At 56.7% G+C, this 19,121-nt stretch carries 17 protein-coding genes; 6 read left to right on the forward strand and 11 right to left on the reverse strand.

The window, feature by feature from the left end; genetic code table 11:
• Nucleotides 1-74 precede the first annotated feature (74 nt).
• The 3 genes from AC5S16_RS02305 to AC5S16_RS02315 are packed head-to-tail and all read left to right on the forward strand — an operon-like array spanning nucleotide 75 to nucleotide 2,925.
• Entirely contained in the window at nucleotides 75-1,256 is a 1,182-nt protein-coding gene (locus AC5S16_RS02305) for a Re/Si-specific NAD(P)(+) transhydrogenase subunit alpha (RefSeq protein ID WP_493928387.1), read from the forward strand.
• Nucleotides 1,253-1,549, forward strand: a complete 297-nt coding sequence (locus AC5S16_RS02310; protein ID WP_493928388.1) for an NAD(P) transhydrogenase subunit alpha part 2 — start codon at nucleotides 1,253-1,255, stop codon at nucleotides 1,547-1,549. Before AC5S16_RS02305 ends, AC5S16_RS02310 begins: the two co-directional genes overlap by 4 nt.
• Nucleotides 1,546-2,925 (forward strand): NAD(P)(+) transhydrogenase (Re/Si-specific) subunit beta, encoded by a 1,380-nt coding sequence (locus tag AC5S16_RS02315; protein WP_493928389.1) that lies wholly within the window; start codon nucleotides 1,546-1,548, stop codon nucleotides 2,923-2,925. Before AC5S16_RS02310 ends, AC5S16_RS02315 begins: the two co-directional genes overlap by 4 nt.
• On the opposite strand, the gene AC5S16_RS02320 is transcribed toward AC5S16_RS02315, so the two are convergent.
• The 4 genes from AC5S16_RS02320 to AC5S16_RS02335 form a co-directional block, all read right to left on the reverse strand.
• Nucleotides 2,922-4,145 (reverse strand): Gfo/Idh/MocA family protein, encoded by a 1,224-nt coding sequence (locus AC5S16_RS02320; RefSeq protein WP_493928390.1) that lies wholly within the window; start codon nucleotides 4,143-4,145, stop codon nucleotides 2,922-2,924. The genes AC5S16_RS02315 and AC5S16_RS02320 overlap by 4 nt on opposite strands.
• 16 nt (nucleotides 4,146-4,161) lie before the next feature.
• Complete coding sequence (locus tag AC5S16_RS02325) at nucleotides 4,162-5,148, reverse strand: FAD:protein FMN transferase (RefSeq protein WP_493928391.1); 987 nt, start codon at nucleotides 5,146-5,148, stop codon at nucleotides 4,162-4,164.
• Between the two features lie 17 nt (nucleotides 5,149-5,165).
• Entirely contained in the window at nucleotides 5,166-6,137 is a 972-nt protein-coding gene (locus AC5S16_RS02330) for a sugar phosphate isomerase/epimerase family protein (RefSeq protein ID WP_493928392.1), read from the reverse strand.
• Between the two features lie 111 nt (nucleotides 6,138-6,248).
• Nucleotides 6,249-9,662 carry a TonB-dependent receptor gene (locus AC5S16_RS02335; protein WP_493928393.1) on the reverse strand — a complete coding sequence of 1,138 codons (3,414 nt, stop codon included), beginning with the start codon at nucleotides 9,660-9,662 and terminating at the stop codon, nucleotides 6,249-6,251.
• A 308-nt stretch (nucleotides 9,663-9,970) separates the two neighbouring features.
• Here AC5S16_RS02335 and AC5S16_RS02340 point away from each other — a divergent pair, with 308 nt between their 5' ends.
• From AC5S16_RS02340 to AC5S16_RS02350, 3 genes are read left to right on the forward strand one after another with little or no spacing between them, the layout of a single operon-like run.
• Nucleotides 9,971-11,911 carry a glycoside hydrolase family 88 protein gene (locus AC5S16_RS02340; protein WP_493928394.1) on the forward strand — a complete coding sequence of 647 codons (1,941 nt, stop codon included), beginning with the start codon at nucleotides 9,971-9,973 and terminating at the stop codon, nucleotides 11,909-11,911.
• A gap of 23 nt (nucleotides 11,912-11,934) precedes the next feature.
• The gene (gene kduI, locus AC5S16_RS02345; RefSeq protein WP_493928395.1) at nucleotides 11,935-12,765 is read left to right on the forward strand and encodes a 5-dehydro-4-deoxy-D-glucuronate isomerase; all 831 of its coding nucleotides are present in this window, start codon (nucleotides 11,935-11,937) and stop codon (nucleotides 12,763-12,765) included.
• Nucleotides 12,766-12,778: 13 nt separating this feature from the next.
• Nucleotides 12,779-13,252, forward strand: coding sequence for a cupin domain-containing protein (locus AC5S16_RS02350; RefSeq protein WP_493928396.1), 474 nt, complete (start codon nucleotides 12,779-12,781; stop codon nucleotides 13,250-13,252).
• 22 nt (nucleotides 13,253-13,274) lie between these two features.
• On the opposite strand, the gene AC5S16_RS02355 is transcribed toward AC5S16_RS02350, so the two are convergent.
• The 7 genes from AC5S16_RS02355 to AC5S16_RS02385 all read right to left on the reverse strand — a co-directional run bounded on the left by AC5S16_RS02355 (nucleotide 13,275) and on the right by AC5S16_RS02385 (nucleotide 19,072).
• Nucleotides 13,275-14,627 carry an alpha-L-fucosidase gene (locus AC5S16_RS02355; protein ID WP_493928397.1) on the reverse strand — a complete coding sequence of 451 codons (1,353 nt, stop codon included), beginning with the start codon at nucleotides 14,625-14,627 and terminating at the stop codon, nucleotides 13,275-13,277.
• 11 nt (nucleotides 14,628-14,638) lie between these two features.
• On the reverse strand, nucleotides 14,639-15,496 hold the full coding sequence (locus AC5S16_RS02360) for an IclR family transcriptional regulator (RefSeq protein WP_493928398.1): 858 nt from the start codon (nucleotides 15,494-15,496) through the stop codon (nucleotides 14,639-14,641).
• A gap of 17 nt (nucleotides 15,497-15,513) precedes the next feature.
• Complete coding sequence (locus AC5S16_RS02365) at nucleotides 15,514-15,855, reverse strand: cupin domain-containing protein (protein ID WP_493928399.1); 342 nt, start codon at nucleotides 15,853-15,855, stop codon at nucleotides 15,514-15,516.
• Nucleotides 15,852-16,616, reverse strand: coding sequence for a 2-dehydro-3-deoxy-D-gluconate 5-dehydrogenase KduD (gene kduD / locus AC5S16_RS02370; RefSeq protein WP_493928400.1), 765 nt, complete (start codon nucleotides 16,614-16,616; stop codon nucleotides 15,852-15,854). Before kduD ends, AC5S16_RS02365 begins: the two co-directional genes overlap by 4 nt.
• A 145-nt stretch (nucleotides 16,617-16,761) precedes the next feature.
• Nucleotides 16,762-17,406, reverse strand: coding sequence for a bifunctional 4-hydroxy-2-oxoglutarate aldolase/2-dehydro-3-deoxy-phosphogluconate aldolase (locus AC5S16_RS02375; RefSeq protein ID WP_493928401.1), 645 nt, complete (start codon nucleotides 17,404-17,406; stop codon nucleotides 16,762-16,764).
• 17 nt (nucleotides 17,407-17,423) lie between these two features.
• Nucleotides 17,424-18,563 (reverse strand): PfkB family carbohydrate kinase, encoded by a 1,140-nt coding sequence (locus AC5S16_RS02380; protein WP_493928402.1) that lies wholly within the window; start codon nucleotides 18,561-18,563, stop codon nucleotides 17,424-17,426.
• A 110-nt stretch (nucleotides 18,564-18,673) separates the two neighbouring features.
• Nucleotides 18,674-19,072 carry a YybH family protein gene (locus AC5S16_RS02385; RefSeq protein WP_493928403.1) on the reverse strand — a complete coding sequence of 133 codons (399 nt, stop codon included), beginning with the start codon at nucleotides 19,070-19,072 and terminating at the stop codon, nucleotides 18,674-18,676.
• Nucleotides 19,073-19,121 lie beyond the last annotated feature (49 nt).

Genomic DNA, 19,121 nt, shown 5'->3' on the forward strand with positions numbered 1-19,121 from the left:
TCATTCATGAGACGAACTAAAGACTTGCCAAGCTTAGATGAATTGAATACCTTGGCTTGCCTGGGAGGTTTTAATTGCCTGGGACCCTCGGAATTCTGCGTGAAACCTTCCCTCAGGAACGCCGTGTTGCTCTCGTACCCCGCCAGTGCGAGACGCTGAAGAAGGCGGGCCTAGAGGTCATCCTTGAACAATCCTCCGGAGCGGCGGCCGGCTTCCCCGATGAGCTATACGTTGCCCGAGGAGCACGCATCGGCAATCGTGCAGATGTCTTCCAGCAGGCTGACATCATCGCTCAGGTTCGATGCCTCGGAGCAAACCCCGAAGCCGGACGCGCCGATCTAACACACCTGCGCTCCGGCCAGATCCTGATCGGCTTCGCTGAGCCCCTGACTGCCTTGCGCGAGTCTTCCGACCTCGCTTCTGCCGGGGTCTCGCTGCTGGCCCTCGAACTCATTCCCCGCATCACCCGCGCACAAAGCATGGACGCGCTCTCATCCATGGCGACTCTCGCCGGATACCGCGCCGTCCTGCTGGCTGCCATAACTCTACCGAAAATGTTTCCGCTCCTAATGACCGCAGCCGGAACCATCACTCCGGCCAAGGTCTTCATCCTCGGCGCAGGAGTCGCAGGGCTCCAGGCCATCGCCACAGCTCGGCGTCTGGGCGCGGTCGTCAGCGCCTATGACGTACGCCCCGCGGTGAAAGAACAAGTCGAAAGCGTCGGCGCAAAATTCATTGTGCTCGCTGTTGAAGCGCAGACCTCCGAAGACAAGGGCGGATACGCAAAGGCCATGGGCGAAGACTTCTATCGCCGCCAACGCGAGCAACTTACAGAAGTCCTGCGCGAGCAGGACGTAGTCATCACCACCGCCGCCGTTCCCGGGAAGAAAGCGCCCATTCTCGTCACCGCCGAAATGGCTTCCGCCATGCAGCCGGGATCGGTGATCGTAGATATCGCCGCGGAGCGCGGCGGCAACTGCGAACTAACAAAGGCCGGAGAAACCGTCGTGCACAACGACGTGACCATCCTGGGCCCGGTGAACCTGCCTTCGACAATTCCCAACCACGCCAGCCAGATGTTTTCCGCCAACGTCTCTGCAGTTGCAAAACTGCTGCTGCGCGATGGAAACATCTCTCTCAAACTCGACGATGAAATCATCCGCGAATCGCTGGTGACGCATGGCGGCAAAGTAGTTCATCCACGTGTTCTGGAATTGATGGGCGCTGCGCAGCCCGTCAGCGAGGTGAAGCCATGAGCTCCTATGAAGTCGCCCTCTGGGTCTTTATGCTTGCGGCGTTTTTAGGATTTGAACTCATCCGCCGCGTATCGCCCTTGCTGCACACGCCGCTGATGTCCCTGACCAATGCCATCTCGGCCATTGCCGTCGTCGGCGCCATCCTCATCACAGGCTCGAAAGAAGCATCGACGCTCACCCGCGTGCTCGGTTTCACTGCCGTCGTGCTCTCCACCATCAACGTCGTCAGCGGATACCTCATCACCGACCGCATGCTGAAAATGTTCAAGAAACGGGGCGCAGAAAAGAAATGATGCAGAGCATCTTCCCCATCCTCTACATTCTCGCAGCGGCCAGTTTCATTCTCGCCATTAAATGGATGAACTCGCCCACCACCGCGCGGCGCGGCGTCTTTATTGGCGAAGCCGGAATGCTGCTTGCTGTTGTCGGCACGCTGCTGCGTGCGGAAGTCGTCACCTACGAGTGGATATTCATCGCCTTTCTCGTCGGCTCGGCGATCGGCGTCCCCATCGCCTACTACATGCCGATGACCGCCGTGCCGCAACGGACCGCATTCTCGCACGCATGCGGCGCACTCGCCGCTGCTCTCATTGGCACCGCCGAATACTATCGCCAGCTTCCTCATGGCGTGGTCATGATCGCGCTCATCGTCGAAATTCTGCTCGGCTTTCTCACCTTCACCGCCAGCATGATGGCTTTCGGCAAGCTGCAGGAGATTCTTCCCACCCGGCCCATCACCTATCCGGGGCAGAACTTCGTCAATCTGGGAATTTTCGTGGCCGCCGTTGCCATTGGAGTAGCGCTCATCTTCTCGCCGGAGAAGACATGGCTCTTCCCCATCTTCGCGGCTTTGTCACTCATCTTTGGTGTGCTTCTCATCGTGCCCATCGGCGGCGCAGACATGCCGACCGTCATCGCGCTGCTCAATTCCTATGCAGGCCTCTCGGCCAGCGCCATGGGCTTCGCTTTCGACAACAAGCTTCTCATCGTGGCGGGCGCGCTCGACGGGTCTTCAGGATTTATTCTTGCCGTCATCATGTGCCGCGCCATGAACCGGTCTTTCAGTAATGTGTTGTTCGGCGCATTCGGAACAGTCCAGACAAGCGCAGCAAAGTCTGAAGCGAAACCCGTGCGCTCAGCCTCAGCCGAAGAAGCAGCCGAGATCCTCGACGCAGCGCGCAAAGTTGTCATCATTCCCGGCTATGGAATGGCCGTTGCCCAGGCACAGCACAAGCTGCGCGAACTGTATGATGTCCTGTCCAAGCGTGGCGTCGAAGTCAGCTTTGCGATTCATCCTGTCGCAGGCCGTATGCCGGGACACATGAATGTCCTGCTCGCCGAAGCCGATGTTCCTTACGACCGGCTGATTGAGATGGAAGAGATCAATCCAGAATTCCCGCGCACCGACGTTGCGCTCGTAATCGGCGCAAACGACGTGGTCAACCCTGCAGCCCGCTTCACGCAGAACAGCCCTATCTCCGGCATGCCGATCCTCAACGCCTATGAAGCGCAGACGGTGATGGTGATCAAACGCAGCATGAATCCGGGCTTCGCCGGCATCGATAATGATCTTTATTACCTTGAGAAAACGTTGATGCTCTTCGGCGATGCCAAGTCGTTTGTCTCAAGCATCGTGAAAGAGCTGAACGCGGTAGCCGCCGGAGCTTAAGTCAACTTTGGAATCTTCAACGCATTCTCTTCCACAATCGCCTGGTTCCCCACCGACGTGGCAATCGCGGAAGCATAGCCTGCATGAACATCAGCAAGCGGCTTCTGCTTACTCCTCACCGACTGTACAAACGCGCGCACAGACGCGAGCGTTGGGTCTTCCGCATTCGGCGCTTCTACTTTTTCTCCGGGACCACGATAAGGCATCTCGTTCCCGGTCGCATATGACGCGCCCGTTGTCACCCCGCGCTGCACAACTTCAGCCTGCGCCGGCTGAGCATGATGCGCCTTCGGCTCGTAATAGAACGTCGCGTCTTCGATCGTGAGCTGTACGCATCCTTCAGTGCCATACACCCACAGCTGGTTGCCCATCGAAGCATTGTCCGTCAGTGAGCTGAAGAACAGACGCCTTCCCTTGGAGTATTTGTAGACCGCCTGCACATTGTCACCAACCGTGCGCCCATCGTGGTAACGAACGATGCTCGTTGTGCCCAGTACACTCTCCGGCTGTTCGCCGAAAACCCAGTTCGTAATGTCGATGTGGTGCGAGCCCAGTTCCGTCAGCACACCACCTGACGTTTCGCGATACAGCCGCCAGTTAATCAAGTGCTCGAGCTTCTTATCAGGATCTGGCTGCGGCACAGGACGGCGCCAGTCATTGTTGCGGTGCCAGTACGCATACACATGCGTAGGCTCGCCGATGCGTCCCGCGTGGATGCGCTTGATGCTCTCCTGCACCCATGCCGCATAACGATATTCGTGGCCAATCTGAAATACCTGCCCGCTCTTTTCAACCTCGGCCACAATCTTCCTGCAGTCGTCAGGAGTAAAACCCAGCGCCTTCTCGCCATAGATAGGCCGCCCACTGCGGACCGCAGCAATAATATGCTCCGCATGAAGTGAAACAGGCGTAGCCACCACAATCGCGTCGACATCCCTCCGCGCCAGAAGCTCACGATAATCTTTGTGCGAAGGCACCTGTTTGCCTACCAGCTTATTCACCTGCTCAAAGCGCGGCTCATAGATATCGCACACCGCTGCGATCTCGACGCCCGGCACATGCAGAAGCTGGCGGATCAGCTCCTGTCCGCGGCTTCCCGGCCCGATCACGCCAATCTGCACGCGGTCATTCGCAGAGAACGCCTTCGCGCCGGATGCGCGAAGCATCGCGCCCGTCACAGCAGCGGTAGACATACCCTGCACAAATTGTCTGCGGTTCATGCTTCTCATCTTCTCCTTAACATTGTCCTCGATCAAGCGAAGTGCTCCAGTTCATCGGATGGCACGCGGCCTTTCCACTTGTTCCGGTAATCACAAGCGCAGAATCCTGCGGCAAAGACTTCATCAGCGGCGCATTCGCTTCCGGCCTGCGCACAAACAAAACATTGGAGAGCGCATCGCTGTCCGTCGCCGAGGGATCAATGATCGTGACCTGTAGCATGCCTTCCACCGGCCGCAGTGTCTTCGGGTCCATGATGTGGCAGTACAAATGCCCCTGCAGGATGAAGTGTTTCTCTGAACAGTTCGCGCTCGAAAGCGAAGTGTCCTTTAATGTAACCGTCGATAGCACATTTTCCGGATGCAACGGATCAGGCACCTTCACCTTCCATCCCGACTGCCCCGGAGGCGAGCCCAGCGCATAGATTGTGCTGCTTCCCGCGGAAAGCATCGCCGCAGAAACCTGCTCCGATCGCAGAATCACTACAGCCTTGTCGACTGCGAAGCCTTTGCCAATGCCGCCCGGATCGAGCTCTACTCCCGGCGAGGTAAACTGCACCATGCGCGTTGCTCGATTCAGCTGGACTTTCTGCCATCCTGTCTCTTCGCGCAGCTTCGCAAAATCTGCGTCCGTAGGAATTCTTCCCTGCTTGCGAAAGAACCCCCAGGCCTTCATCAGCTTGCCCACAGTAATGTCGAATGCGCCGTCACTGCGCGCGCTCCACTTAAGGGAGTCAGAAAGAAACTCAAATGTTTCTGGATCGGTCGTGACCGCCTGCGTCGCAGCAAGACGGCTGATGCGCGAAAGTTCGCTCGTTTCTTTGTAATTGCTCAACAGGTCTTCGATGCGGTCAATCTCATCGAAAACCGGGTCGGCCTTTGTATCTGCTTCGGCCCTGCTCGCGGCATAGATATACAGCGTAAAATCTGTGCCCATCGCCGGATGTGCAATCGTAAAAAGCTGAGGCGCATTCTGCGCCTCAGCATACACTCCGGCTAAAAGCAAAAAAATAAACAGCGCTCTCAGCACTCGATTCCAGCTTTTTTCAGCGAATCTTTCAGCCCCTGCATGCTGATGCGAGTGGAAGCCTCAGGTGTACCCGCTCCGCGCCAGTGCGTCTCGAGGCTCACAGCGTAGTGGTAGCCCATGCTTTTCAGCGCCTTGAATTGCCCGACCCAATCCACAACGCCCGCACCTACTGGAGCCCACTCATACTTGCCGTCCGGCTTCCGCTTTACGTCCTTCGAATGGCAATGCCCGATGCGCTCCTTCGGCAGCAGATCGAAGCCCTTGGGATAAGGCGTATTGTCCGGAAACGTCGCGGCATTTCCCGGGTCCCAGTTGAGCATGAAGTTCTTGTTCGGAATCGCCTTCAGCACCTCGGCTGCCTCTTCGCCCGTTGCCGTATTGCACGACATCTCATTCTCAAGCAGCAGAATAATGTTGCTCTTCTCGCACTTCTCCGCCGCCTGGCGCAGCTTGTCGTTCATGGCCGCGCGATAAGGCTTCTGGTCATCCAGCCGCCAGAAATCGAAGCAGCGGATACGGTCCGTCTTGAATGCCTTCGTCAGCTCTATGCACTTATCCAGCAAGGTATCCTGCGCCTTGAAATTGAAATCCGCCTTGAACTGGTCGCGGTGCTCGCTGCTCTTCGAAATCGGAGCACCCGGCCAGTCCGTCTTGAACAATGGACTGGCAATGTCGGTCACGCGCAGCTTGTACTTGGCGAGAATCTTCTGCGCATCCGCAATCTGCTGCGAGTCCAGATCGGTGATGTTCTTGCCCCACATGCTGCGCAGCTCAATCCAGCTCAGGCCGAAGTCATTTGCGGCAACCGAGCAGGCGTGGTCGAAATCCGGAGAGATCTCGTCATTGATAACCGCAAGGCGAAAAGGACAGCTCTTCATAAGATTTTTCTGTGCAAGCGCGGGAAGCGTTGCGGCTACTCCTGCGGCTCCAAGGCCGGCCAGGAATTCACGACGGGATACGGGCATCGATCAAACCTCCAAAATAATGGTAACGTGTCCACCGATGAATATGCAGTCAGAGATAGCCAGGGCCCATACTGTTTTCCGGTATAGGCCCCGCCGGAAAGTTGGAGTTCGTTAGAAACGAATGGTGCCCGAAAGCTGCAGCGCGCGCCCGCCCCCAGTTCCATTCACGCCGGAGCCGCTGCCGATCGTGCCCGTCACCTGCCCGAACGTCGTGCTGGTGATCGAGCTGCTCGGATTGCTGAATTGCGGCGTATTGCTCAGCTGAAAAGCATCCGCGCGCACTTCCAGGTTCAGGTTCTCCCGGATGCCGAATGTTTTGAACGCTGAAATATTGTCCTGAATGTATCCGGGCCCATAGAACTGATTGCGTCCCGAATTTCCCAGCGTCGTCCCATAGATGATCGGGCACGGCGTTCCCGTGCAGCCCGTAGGCTGGCCGAACACCGTTGGATCGAACCAGTTGTGTCCCGGCCCGATTCCATGCAGCACATGGAACGGCCTGTTCAGGTTCGCGGTCTGCGTTTGTCCCGGCGTGTTGATCGTGCCGCCATTCGCACTCACGGTGAACGGCGTTCCCGACAGGATGGAAATGATGCCCGACAGCTTCCATCCTCCCAGAACATTCGACACTACGCCGCTCTGCAGCCAGCGCTTGCCGCGCCCGAAAGGCAACTCATAGGTAAAGCTCTGCTCAAAATTGAGCCTGCGGTCATAATCTGCCGGAGCATAGTTGCGCCGCTGATCAAGCCAGAAATGCAACCCTCCATCATCAGCATCCTGGTATCCCAGTCCCTTGCCCCACGTAAATGCCGACTGCGACGCAAGGCCATTCGTAAAGCGACGCGTCAGCTTCGTTTGCAGCGACTGGTAATTCGAAGAGTAGCCAAGGAAATAGACATTCGTTGCCGCCGTGCGCCCGAAGGCAATGTTCTCCGGCTCGCCAGCCGCACCCAGTCCAAGCACAGGCGGCAGATTGATGTTCTGTGACGCGCCGATACCTACTCCATGGTTCGCCACATAGCTCAACTCAAATGTGAACTGCCTGGGAAGCGCCTGCTGTACTGCCACATTCCACGACTCCACATATGGGTTCTTGTAGTTCTTCGGAATCACCACATAAGACTGACTCAGCGGAGCAGGTGTAATAATGCCGTTCGAAGGAACATCAATCGGCTTCGGCAAAGGAAATCCGGCCTGGAACGTTGCTGTCTGTCCGTTGTCCAGCACAGCTGGCGTATACGAACTGGCCGCGCCTGTCGGCTGATAGCTGTTGTTCGCGCGCACGGGATAGTTGTACGCGTACGTGTTATCCGCGAAAGGCATGTAGCTGATGCCGAATCCTCCACGGATCACCGTCTTGTCGCTCGCGCGATACGCAAAACCCGTGCGTGGAGCAAAGTAGCGATAGCGTGTCTCCATGCCAAGATTCGACGGATTGCCTCCTACGCCCGCAATCACCAGCGAGTTTGTCGTCGGATCGTAGTTGGAGAAGCCGCCGGATTTTCTTGGCGTCGCCGGCGGATAAAATTCCCAGCGCAGTCCCAGATCCACTGTCAGCTTCGGCGTCACCTGCCACTTATCGCCACCAAAGGCGAAGAACCACCACTGCCTGTATGCGGGGAAATATGTATTCAGGTCGCGGCCGACCTGGCTCGGCACATCGAGCAGCAGGCTTGCGATCTCGTTCGCGATATTCGTCGTCGCGCCGGTTTGTGAAGTCTGATTCTCACTGAAGGTAATCGCGCCGCGCGGGCTGAAGGTCTGGTCCTGCAGCAGATCGTCACGGATGCGCCGCAAATCCGCGCCAAACTTGATCGTGTGGTTGCCGATGATTTTTGTCCAGTGGTTTACGAAATCGATATTTGCTTCGCCGCGCACCCATGGCAAGGAAGGCGAATAACCGATCAGTGGATTGCCACTGAAATCGCCGAGAATAATTCCCACCTGCCCGCTGGTGAACTGGCTGATGTTCACCCCGGGAATGCCGATCGCAGTCGCATCATTCGAGCCGTAATCGCTCGGCTGGGCCGTGCTGCGATAGTGCGCCACTCCAAGACGTGCTTCCGTGAGAAGCGTTGGTGAAAACGCGCGATCATAATTCACGCCCGTGCTGAATGAGTTCTGTGTGCCTGTTCCCTGGACCGATCCCTGCGCCGGACCGCCACCCATGGGTCCGAAGACCGGAGCCTGAAAGATATTCGTGTGTTGATAGCTGTAGCGCCCGCTCAGGTGGTCTTTCTCTGTAAGCTGCGCGTCGATCTTGATGTCGAAGGTATCCACACCTTTGCGATAGGGCAGCACAGCGAAGTAGTTATTCGATGGCGAAGATGTGCTGCCAAGATTAATATTCGGCGCCGGCAGCAAATTGAGCAGAGCCGCCGAAACAGAATTTACCCGGTTTGCAGGAATCTGGTTATTCGGAAATGGCGTGCGCGTCACCGTGCCGTTAGCTGAGACTTGCGTCGTGGCAGGATCATAAACCTGCCCCTGGCCGCTGCTGGTCAAAAGCGGGCTCAGGTCGATGTTGCCGTTTGCATTCGCGGTGTAATACTGCTTGAACGGAATCGTCAGCGTATTCGAATTGGCTTCGTGGTCCGCGGTGTGGAAGTAATCACCGTAGAAGAACAACCTGTTCTTCAAGATCGGCCCGCTGAAGCTGCCGCCGAAATAGTTGTACGCCACATGGCCCACGGTCGACGCGAAGTACGAGCGCGCATCCAGTGCGCTGTTCTGGAAATACTCAATCGCCGAACCGTGAAAAGCATTCGATCCAGACTTCAGGCTCACGTTCGTCACTGCGCCAATCGCGCGGCCCAGCTCCGCCTCAAAGTTGTTGGTCGAGACATCGACCGTCTGAATGGCCTCTGCCGGCGGAATCATGATCTGCAGCAGGCCCGTACGCTCGTCGTCGTCAATGCCTTCAATCTGGTAGCTGTTGCCCATGCGCGGCTGGCCGTTCACTTCTGTCTGCAGCGAGTTCTGCGCATTGAAGAACTGGGAATGCTGGAAGGTCGCAGGGGTCGTTCCCGGCACAAGATTCAGCAACCCTTGAAAATTTCTCCCGACGCCAAGCGGCATATCCTGCACATGCTGCGCCTCAAACTTCGTGCTCACATCAGCGCGGTCTGTCTGCAGTGCTGGAGGAATATCCGTCACCGTGATCGTCTCAGAAGCGCTGCCCGGCTCAAGATCAAGATCGACACGCGTGGTCGTGTTCACAATCACGTCAATCTTCGCGCGTGTCTCTTTCTTGAATCCGGTAGCTTCGACTGTTACGGAATATGCTCCGGGCGGCAGGTCAGGAAATGTATAGTTGCCGCTGGCATTGCTCGTGGTCTCGTGAGTAATTCCTGTCGAGACTTCCTTGATCGTGACATTGGCGCCATTGATGCTGGCTCCGGTTTTGTCGTTCACACTGCCCAGCAGCGTTGCAGAAACTGCCTGAGCCCCAGCCTGGTTCCACCCCGCGAACACCAGAACGACCAAAAATAATACAGACGCAGAAAGACTCTGCTTCTTACCCATCAACTGTCCTCCTCGCACAAAACGCAGAGCACCATGCTTCTCCCCACAATCACGCACGATTCTTTCGTTGCGCAGGAGAAGTCATTTTTTGGTGCAACCGCAAACTAGCTACATGAGGAAATGCTTGTCAAACTTCAGAAGAGACAATGCCTTGATCCAGTTCCATATAGCGGGATATATTGCGTCGCGCGTCTCATAGCTGAGAACATGTCTCCTATAGCGAGACACCTGCGCATCTATTTTGAGACATGCGTGATGCGCATTTGATACACCAATCCTTAAGCCGGACGCGGCCTGAACGTTGACCCATGCGCAAGCAACTCATTCACCTCCTGCTCTCTCTCTTCTTTGCTGGAATTTCGCTGCAGCCTTCCTGTGCCGCAACCGGCTCCGACAATCAGCTACGGTCGCAGCGCATGGCCAACGCCGCCATCGAACGCTGGCCGAAGGGTAGATTCCTGCCCGAAGACCAGCCCTGGAAATGGAATTACGAGCTCGGCGTTCTTCTCGAAGGCATGGACGACGTCTGGTATCACACCGGAGACGCTGCCTACTACAAGTATGTAAAGGAGTCAGTCGATGCGCTCATTGCCGCTGATGGCTCCATTCCTACATACAGCGCTGCTGACAATCAGCTCGACGACCTCGCGCTCGGCCGCACGCTCCTGCTTCTCTACGGCGTAACGCAGGATGTGAAGTACTACAAGGCCGTGACGCTTCTTCGCCAGCAGCTGGCAACGCACCCGCGCACCTCTGACGGAGGTTTCTGGCACAAGCAGCGTTATCCCAACCAGATGTGGCTCGACGGCCTTTACATGGCCGAGCCTTTCTATGCCGAATACGCTGTGACTTTTCACGAGCCGCAGGACTTCGAAGACATCACAAAACAATTTGTGCTGATGGAAGAGCACGCGCGCGATCCAAAGACCGGCCTGCTCTATCACGGATGGAACGAAACCAAACAACAGCTCTGGGCCAATAAGACCACCGGAGCATCTCCAAACTTCTGGGCGCGTGGCATGGGTTGGTACATGATGGCCCTTGTCGATACGCTTCCCTATTACAGTGGCGATGACCCCGGACGCGCAAAGCTGCTCGCAATCCTGCAGCATCTCGCTGTCGCCATCGCAAAATATCAAGACAGGAACTCCGGCCTCTGGTATCAGGTCGTGGACAAAGCCGGAGCCAAGAATAACTATCCTGAGTCCTCAGCATCCTGCATGTTCACCTATGCGCTCGCCAAGGGAGTTCGTCTCGGCTATCTGCAGCCATCCTATCTGTCGAATGCGCAGCGCGGCTATCAGGGAATCCTCAAACAATTCATCAAGACTGATCCCGACGGCAAGTCTGAGCTCACCGGTACAGTCCATGCCATCGGACTCGGCACCGGTTCCGGCAACGACGGCGGCTACGGCTACTACACCAGCCAGGAAGTTGTCAGCAACGATCCCAAAGGTATCGGCGCATTCCTCATGGCAAGCACTGAGATTGAAGCCGCGCAGACCGCACCCCTCGGGCGCGGTAAGACCATCCTGCTCGACGCATGGTTCAACAGCCAGACGCGCCAGAATGCTGCCGGACAAACCGTCCTCTACCACTACAAATGGGACGACTTCAGCAACAGCGGATACTCACTCTTCGGCCACATGCTGCGTGAGTATGGACTGAAGACAGACACGCTTCCGAAAAGTCCAACCGTTGCAGACCTGAGCAAAACCGACATCTATTTCATCGTCTCGCCCGATAGCACCGACTGGAATAAGAACCCGCACTATATGGATGAGGCCGCAGCTTCGCAGGTCGTCGAGTGGGTGAAACAGGGCGGCACTCTCCTCGTCATGCAGAATGATCCAACCCATGCCGACATAGAGCATCTCAACATACTCACTGACAAATTCGGGATGCATTTCAATCACGTGCAGAGAAACGGCGTGCAGGGCGACAAGTACGAGATGGGCAGAATCGACGTCAACGGCGGCGGACCGGTGTTCCATTCCCCGCACACCATCTTCGTGAAGGAAATCTGCACCATCACGGCCAAAGATCCAACCGTAGCCGTATGGCGTGACAAAGGCGACATACTGCTGGCAAAAGCAAAATATGGCAAGGGCGTTGTCATCGGCCTTGTTGATCCATGGCTTTATAACGAATACGCAGATGGAAGAAAACTTCCACCACCGTACGACAATTTCGCGGGCGGCAAGGAGTACATTCGCTGGCTGCTCGAACAGCTTCCGGCGAAACGTTAAATCTTAGCTATCAGGACTCATTCATGAAAATCCAATTGCTTGCTGATCCCGTACGATACCCGCGCATGACAACTGCAGAGCTGCGCGAAACCTTTCTGCTTGACAACCTCTACCAGCCGCGAACCATTCAGCTCGTTTACGTTGATCTCGACCGAGCTGTCGTTGGCATCGCCGCGCCCGAGGCATCACCGATCGAGTTGCCCACCGACAACAGCCTTAAAGCCTCCTACTTCACGGAGCGCCGCGAGCTCGGCGCGCTCAACATCGGCGGCAGCGGAACCATTACTGTTGATGGAAAAGCATTCGAGCTGGAAAACCTCGACTGCCTTTACATCGGCAAAGGAAACCGCGAGATCACCTTTGCCTCGAATGACAAAACAAAACCGGCCATCTTCTATTTACTGAGCTATCCGGCGCACACAAACTTCCCCGCCACGCTCATCAAACAGGCAGACGCCAATCCCACCGAGCTGGGCAGCATGGAAACCTGCAATAAGCGAACCATCTACAAGTACATCCACCTGCAAGGAGCGCGAAGCTGCCAGCTGGTGATGGGCGTGACGCATCTTCATCCCGGCAGCTCATGGAACACGATGCCGCCACACACTCACATGCGCCGCTCGGAAATCTATATGTATTTCAACCTTGCCGATGACGCGCGCGTCTTCCACCTGATGGGCCCTGGTGATGAAACCCGCCACTTCGTCATGAAAAACCGCGAAGTCGTTGTCTCTCCAGGATGGTCGATCCATGCCGGCGCAGGCACCAGCGCCTACAGCTTCTGCTGGGGCATGGGTGGAGAAAATCAGGATTATGCGGACATGGACGCTGTCCCCGTCCAGACTCTGCTCTAAACTGGAGATCTCCATGAAAAAACAATTCCTGCTCTCGTCTGCACTTTTATTACTCGCTGCCACCGCTCACGCACAGCAGAGCGCCAAGGCTGCCGACTACTTCTCAGCTCAGGATGTCAAGCAGCAGCTTGCTGACCTTGCATCCAAGGCCAAACCATCCGGCAGCAGCGGAGCAACCCTCGGTGACTACAGCAGCCACAAGATTCAGCTCTCAGTCAGGACAGCAAGCGGCGGCGCTGAGATTCACGCGCACTACGACGACATCTTCGTCGTCCAGCAGGGCCATGCAACACTCACCACCGGCGGCACCGTCGTCGATTCAAAAACAACTCCGGACGGCGAAACCAAAGGCTCCAGCATCAGCGACGGCCATACGCAGGAAATCTCCGCCGGGGACATCGTGCACGTCCCCGCCGGCACTCCGCATCAATTGAAAATCGCTGATGGCGTGCTCTTCAGCACAATCGTAGTAAAGGTGAAAGAGTAGAAATTAACATGATGGCGTGGGATCAGATACCCACGCCATCACGCGGCTTGTTCTTGCGAACAAAATCCGTATCCTGCTGCGGCTCGGCATCGCACTCAATCGCGATCGTGGTCACCGGATAATCCGGAGCCTTCTCCGGCAGCCCGGTAAACTTCGTCTGGAACTCATCCTGCGTGAACTTCACCTCGGCCCCGGTTTTGAGCAGGCGCGCAGACTTCACCTTCGGCTTCAATCCGCTGATGGCCACATACTCGCCTGGCCAGTAATGCACATGCATATAGAGCGTGTTCCCTGTCCGAGTAAAGCTGGCATAATTAGACCGCCGCATCTGGCATAGATCGGACTTATAAATCGTGTCGCCGTTCGTCTCCATCCAGCGGCCAACTTCGCTCAAAATGCGCACCGACTCTTCCGGGATCGAGCCATCCGGCTTCGGTCCGATGTTCAGCAGGTAATTGCCTCCATCGCGCGCGCACTGAATCAGATTGCGAACAATGGTGCGCGATGACTTCCAGTTATCATCCGCGCGCTGGTAGCCCCAGCTGTCATTCAGCGTCATGCACGACTCCCAAGCGCGGCCATTCGTTTCGGCGACAATCCGCTGCTCCGGAGTGGCAAAGTCCCCCTCGAGCTTGTTGCGGTTGTTCACAATGATCTCCGGCTGCAGTTCGAAGACCATCTTGTTCATCTTTTCCGATTCCCAGCCATTCGCATCGAGCGGCCACGCCACGTCATACCACAGCACGTCGATCTTGCCGTAGTTCGTCAGCAGCTCACGGATCAGTCCATGCGTGTAATCCACAAAGCGCCGCCGCGCAGCTTCATCCGTGGCGCAGTTTGCGCCGTCGGGATGATGCCAGTCCATCAGCGAATAGTAGAAGCCGACATGCATTCCCTCAGCGCGCGCAGCCTCCACATATTCGCGTGCAATGTCGTAGCCTGGCCCCTGCTTCGGAGCGCAGTAGTTGGTCAGTTTCGTATCAAAATTACAAAAGCCTTCATGGTGCTTCGACGTAAGCACCATGTACTTCATCCCCGCCTGCTTCGCCAGCTTCGCCCACGCCCGCGGAGAAGTCTTCGCCGGCTTGAAGATATTCGCATGCTGCTGGTACGGCCCGATGGGCCACGCCTCATCCTCCATCACCCATTCGTGGCGGCCAATCGTGCTGTAAAGGCCAAAGTGAATAAACATGCCGAACTTCGCGGCGTGCCACCACTGCATGCGCTGCGCGCGCGTTGCTTCCTGCTTCTGATCCGTTGCCTGTGTCCCATCCTGCGCCAGCGCGGAGTTGCCGATCGCACTGCTCACGCCAAGTGCGGCCAGCGACGCACCCGTGCCTTTCAGCACATCGCGCCGCGAAATCGAACGGTTCATGTCTTTCCCCTTTAGTTGCTGTAGTGATGGAAAAACGGTGACGTATATCGCGACCGCTTCTTTTCATGAATGCCCAGCGTCCGCGAGATTTCGTTGCAGCAGCGGATCAGCTTCTCAGCAATCCCGGGGACGCTCTGCACAGTAATACGTGAAGCCGGCCCCGAAACGCTCACCGCCGCTACGGGATAGCGATTCTCATCGAAAATCGGCACGCCCACGCAGCGCACACCTACTTCGATCTCCTCATCATCAATCGCAAAGCCGCGCTTCTTCACTCGCTCCAGCGACTTCAGCAGCGCCTCACGCGAGCACAGTGTCTTGTTCGTAAAGCGGATGAACTTGATCCTGCTGATAATCTCTTCCCGCATATCTTCCGGCAGAAAAGCCAGCATCGCCTTCCCCATCGATGTACAGTACACCGGGTTTGAAGTTCCCGTCTTCGACGTCATGCAGACTCTGCGGTTCGGTTCAACCTTATCCAGATACACCACCCGCGTCTTCTGCAGAACGCTCAGGTGCACCGTCTCGCCTACTTCCATCGACAGCCTGCGAAAGAATGGCTGCACCCGCTCACGCAGATCAATCTGCTCCACAGCCCGGTTGCCCAGCTCATAAAGCTTAAGGCCGAGACGGAACCGCCCTTCAGGAGTGCGCTCGATCATCGACGTGCGTTCAAGCACAATCAGCGAGCGGTGCGCTGTGCTCTTGTGCAGCCCCATGCGCGAACAGATTTCCGCAAGGCTTAACGGAACATCGCTTTCGCTCAACATATCCAGCATCGCCACAATGCGATCAATGCTCTGCAACTGATATGGATCAGCATGCTTGCCAATCCCTGTGTCTGACGGCGTAACCACTACCGCATTCATACAGCGCCTCCTTGCTGCTACTTCTCCACCGCATAGTCTTCGCGATAAGGAGTGAACACATCGAGCACTTCTGATTTTTCCAGTGCCTCAGCCTGGTGCTCGACTCCGCCGGGAACAATAAAGCTGTCACCCGCGGCGATTTCAAAGCTCGACACGCCGCCCGCAAAACGCAGCCTTCCGCTGATCACATAAACCAGCTGATCGTGCGGATGGCTGTGCAGCGCGCCTTTCCACCCTTTCTCCATCTGGTGGCGCACCAGCATCAGCTTGGGGTTATAGGTCAGCACCTGCCGCAGCAATCCAGGCTCCGGCGTGCCGGGCGCAATATCTTTTTCGTGAACCACATTGATCTCGCTCATCGCGCCATCCATCCCCCGTCAACCACCAGCACTTCGCCATTGACGTAATCGCTCGCAGGAGAAGAAAGAAACACCGCTGCACCCGCAAGGTCTTCCGGCTCTCCCCAGCGCTGCGCGGGAATGCGTTCCAGTATCTGCCGGTTGCGCGTTTCGTCCTGCTGCAGCGCTGATGTATTTTCCGTCTTGAAATACCCCGGAGCAATCGCATTCACCTGCACGCCGCGCCCGGCCCACTCATTGGCCAGCGCCTTGGTCAGCTGCGCCACACCGCCCTTTGAAGCCGCATACGCAGGAACGCGAATACCGCCTTGAAAGGAAAGCAGCGATGCAATATTGATGATCTTTCCGCTGCCCCGCTGAAGCATCTCTTTTCCCGCAAGCTGCGAGAGCCGGAAAACGCTGCTCAGGTTCACCTGCAGAACCGTGTTCCATGCCTCATACTCAAAATTTTCAGCGGCATTGCGATAGATCATCCCTGCGTTGTTCACCAGAATGTCCGGAGCGCGCATCGCCTCACTGACAAGCGCAAACAGCCTGTCCGCGCCATCAGGCAGGCTCAGGTCAGCGGAAAAACTCTGCGACTCTTTCCCCAGAGATTGAATGTGCTCTGCAGTGGCCTTGGCCGGGCGGCGGTTTCCATGGCAGGCAACCGATGCGCCGGCCTCAGCCAGTGCGACCGCGATCGCTGCGCCTAATCCGCTGGCTGCGCCGGTAACCAAGGCAGTCTTACCATCTAAACGAAAACGATCCAGAATTCCCATTTTTTTTACGAAACGGTTGAAACTGCTGTTTCTTAAACGCTACGCATTCTTTTTCATTAGGGAAACGATTGTCAATTATTTAAAAAGCAGGTAGTTCTCTTTTTGTAGCAACTGTACCGCTTTGCGGTACAGTTGATCAGCCATTCTATCCCCGAGCCTGGCGGATGATTTCGAGATATGCCCGCGCTGCATTCGTCACCAGTTCCGGCTTTCCCTCGGCAATCGCCTTCGCATTCACCAGATCAGCGCCGACTCCCAGCGCGCGCGCGCCGGCTTTGAGAAAATCTGCAGCCGTCTGCTGTGTCACTCCACCTGTAGGAATCAACTGCAGATCAGGAAACGGAGCCAGCAGCGACTTCAGATAACTCGCGCCGCCCACAGCCGAACACGGAAAGATCTTCACGTAGTCTGCTCCCACATGCCACGCCGTAATCACTTCCGTCGGAGTCAGTGAACCGGGAATCGAAACCTTGCCCAGTTCTTTCGTCTTCGCAATTACCTCAGGATGCAGGCTGGGACTCACTACAAACTCAGCACCAGCCTCGACCGTGGCCGCTGCCTGTGCCGCTGTCGTAACAGTGCCTGAGCCAAGCAGCACTTTGCCGCCGTGTTCCTTCTTCAGTTCGCGCAGCAGTTCCACTGCGCCGGGAACAGTCATCGTCACTTCAACCACTGTGACTCCGCCCGCAATCATGGCCTCCACCAGTGCATGGCCTTCGTCTGCCGACTTTGCGCGCAACACCGGTATTAACCCAACCCGTTCTATCTCTGCTTTAATCTCTGCTGACATATTTCTCCCGAATTTGTTTACCGCGCAATCCGCGCCGAGCCGCCCTTCATCACGCGCTCCACTTCCGCAAGCGTAGCCATGCTGGTGTCGCCAGGCGTTGTCATTGCCAGAGCGCCGTGCGCCACGCCGCACCGCACCGCCCAGTCCACAGGCTTGCCCGCAAGAATGCCATAGATCAACCCCGACGCAAATGAATCGCCGCCGCCAACGCGATCCAGAATATCGACCTCGCGCTGCGGCACATGCGCAATCTCGTCTTGGTAAAGCGCAATCGCGCCCCATGCGTTGCGGCTGGCCGTGTGGGCTGTGCGCAGCGTGGTCGCAATCATCTTCAGGTTGGGATACGCCGCGGCAACATCGCGCAGCATCTTCTCGTAGCTGGCAATGGGCAGCTCGTCGAAGTCTTCCGTCACGCCTTCGAGCTCAATCCCCAGCATCGCGGAAAAATCCTCTTCATTGCCCAGCAGAAGATCGACCTTGCGCACCAGGTCGCGGTTCACTTCCTGCGCCTTTGCCTTGCCGCCAATCGCCTTCCACAGCGAGTCGCGATAATTCAGGTCATAGGAAACAATGGTTCCGTGTTTCCTCGCCGCATCCATCGCCTCAGCGGCCACCAGCGGGGTCGTCTCAGAAAGCGCAGCAAAAATTCCGCCCGTATGAAACCAGCGCGACCCGTTCTGCGGCCCGAAGATCGTTTCCCAATCGAAATCGCCTGTCTTCGTCTGCGAGATCGCCGTATTCCCGCGATCCGACGCGCCCACGGCAGCGCGCACGCCATATCCGCGCTCGGTAAAATTGAGCCCGTTGCGCACCGTGCGCCCCACGCCGTCATACTTCACCCAGCGAATCAAAGAAGAGTCGACACCGCCCTGCAGAATGAAATCTTCCACCAGCCGCCCGATGGGATTGTCCGCAAACGCCGTCGACACCGCGGTCTTCAGGCCAAAGCAGCGGCGCAGGCCGCGGGCCACGTTGTATTCGCCGCCGCCCTCCCACGCAGTAAACTGCCTCGCCGTGTGGATCCTTCCTTCACCCGGATCGAGACGCAGCATCACTTCACCCAGGCTTACGCTGTCCCACCGGCAGCTCTCTGTCTTCAGAACAAACGGCTCCATTGCAGTGCTTCCGTGCTCTCGAAAAGCTTCAGTAAACGTCACGACTTTCTCCCTGCTTCCATAGTAGTACCGCTATCCGATACGCTGTGCCTTTATCCGATTCGGAAGAATTGGTAACTGCCGGAACCCATGGCTGTCAATTCCTGCGAGCATCAGACCGCCGGCACAGAGTGGTGCTCATGCACAATCAACCATTCGCCGCCACGTTTCTCAAAGCACATTGTCAATCGAAAGTGCACTTCCTCAACGCCACTCTTCTCTTTGCTCAGGCATCTGCCATGTGCAGTTGCGAACGCCACATCTTTCCCAACAGTGACCTGCACGTCTGAGAAGTCGAATGTCGGAGGATCTGCCATAGAGTGAAAAAACAGGTCCCATGTCTTCCTGTATGCTTCTAGCCCTTCGGAATGAAAGGGTGGCGGCACGTCGAACATCAGTATGTCCGGCGCGTGATACGCCAGCACGCCATCATAATCACGCCGCCGTGCAGCGGCGCTCCAGTCATCGATGATCTGCCGCAAAACCTTTTCGTCTTCTGTATATGAGTTCACAGGACTGATCCTCCAATTTTTCAATCTACTGAACCTGTAACGCAGGCAC

Source organism: Acidobacterium sp. FHG110202_01 (genome assembly GCF_059115305.1).

What these genes read in the sequence shown, in the direction of transcription:
- AC5S16_RS02350 (WP_493928396.1), top strand. Translation starts at nt 12,779, where the DNA reads ATGAAAAAACAATTCCTGCTCTCGTCTGCACTTTTATTACTCGCTGCC.
- AC5S16_RS02340 (WP_493928394.1), top strand. Translation starts at nt 9,971, where the DNA reads ATGCGCAAGCAACTCATTCACCTCCTGCTCTCTCTCTTCTTTGCTGGA.
- AC5S16_RS02310 (WP_493928388.1), top strand. Translation starts at nt 1,253, where the DNA reads ATGAGCTCCTATGAAGTCGCCCTCTGGGTCTTTATGCTTGCGGCGTTT.
- AC5S16_RS02335 (WP_493928393.1), bottom strand. Translation starts at nt 9,662, where the DNA reads ATGGGTAAGAAGCAGAGTCTTTCTGCGTCTGTATTATTTTTGGTCGTT.
- AC5S16_RS02365 (WP_493928399.1), bottom strand. Translation starts at nt 15,855, where the DNA reads ATGAGCGAGATCAATGTGGTTCACGAAAAAGATATTGCGCCCGGCACG.
- AC5S16_RS02360 (WP_493928398.1), bottom strand. Translation starts at nt 15,496, where the DNA reads ATGAATGCGGTAGTGGTTACGCCGTCAGACACAGGGATTGGCAAGCAT.
- kduI (WP_493928395.1), top strand. Translation starts at nt 11,935, where the DNA reads ATGAAAATCCAATTGCTTGCTGATCCCGTACGATACCCGCGCATGACA.
- AC5S16_RS02375 (WP_493928401.1), bottom strand. Translation starts at nt 17,406, where the DNA reads ATGTCAGCAGAGATTAAAGCAGAGATAGAACGGGTTGGGTTAATACCG.
- kduD (WP_493928400.1), bottom strand. Translation starts at nt 16,616, where the DNA reads ATGGGAATTCTGGATCGTTTTCGTTTAGATGGTAAGACTGCCTTGGTT.
- AC5S16_RS02320 (WP_493928390.1), bottom strand. Translation starts at nt 4,145, where the DNA reads ATGAACCGCAGACAATTTGTGCAGGGTATGTCTACCGCTGCTGTGACG.
- AC5S16_RS02355 (WP_493928397.1), bottom strand. Translation starts at nt 14,627, where the DNA reads ATGAACCGTTCGATTTCGCGGCGCGATGTGCTGAAAGGCACGGGTGCG.
- AC5S16_RS02330 (WP_493928392.1), bottom strand. Translation starts at nt 6,137, where the DNA reads ATGCCCGTATCCCGTCGTGAATTCCTGGCCGGCCTTGGAGCCGCAGGA.
- AC5S16_RS02315 (WP_493928389.1), top strand. Translation starts at nt 1,546, where the DNA reads ATGATGCAGAGCATCTTCCCCATCCTCTACATTCTCGCAGCGGCCAGT.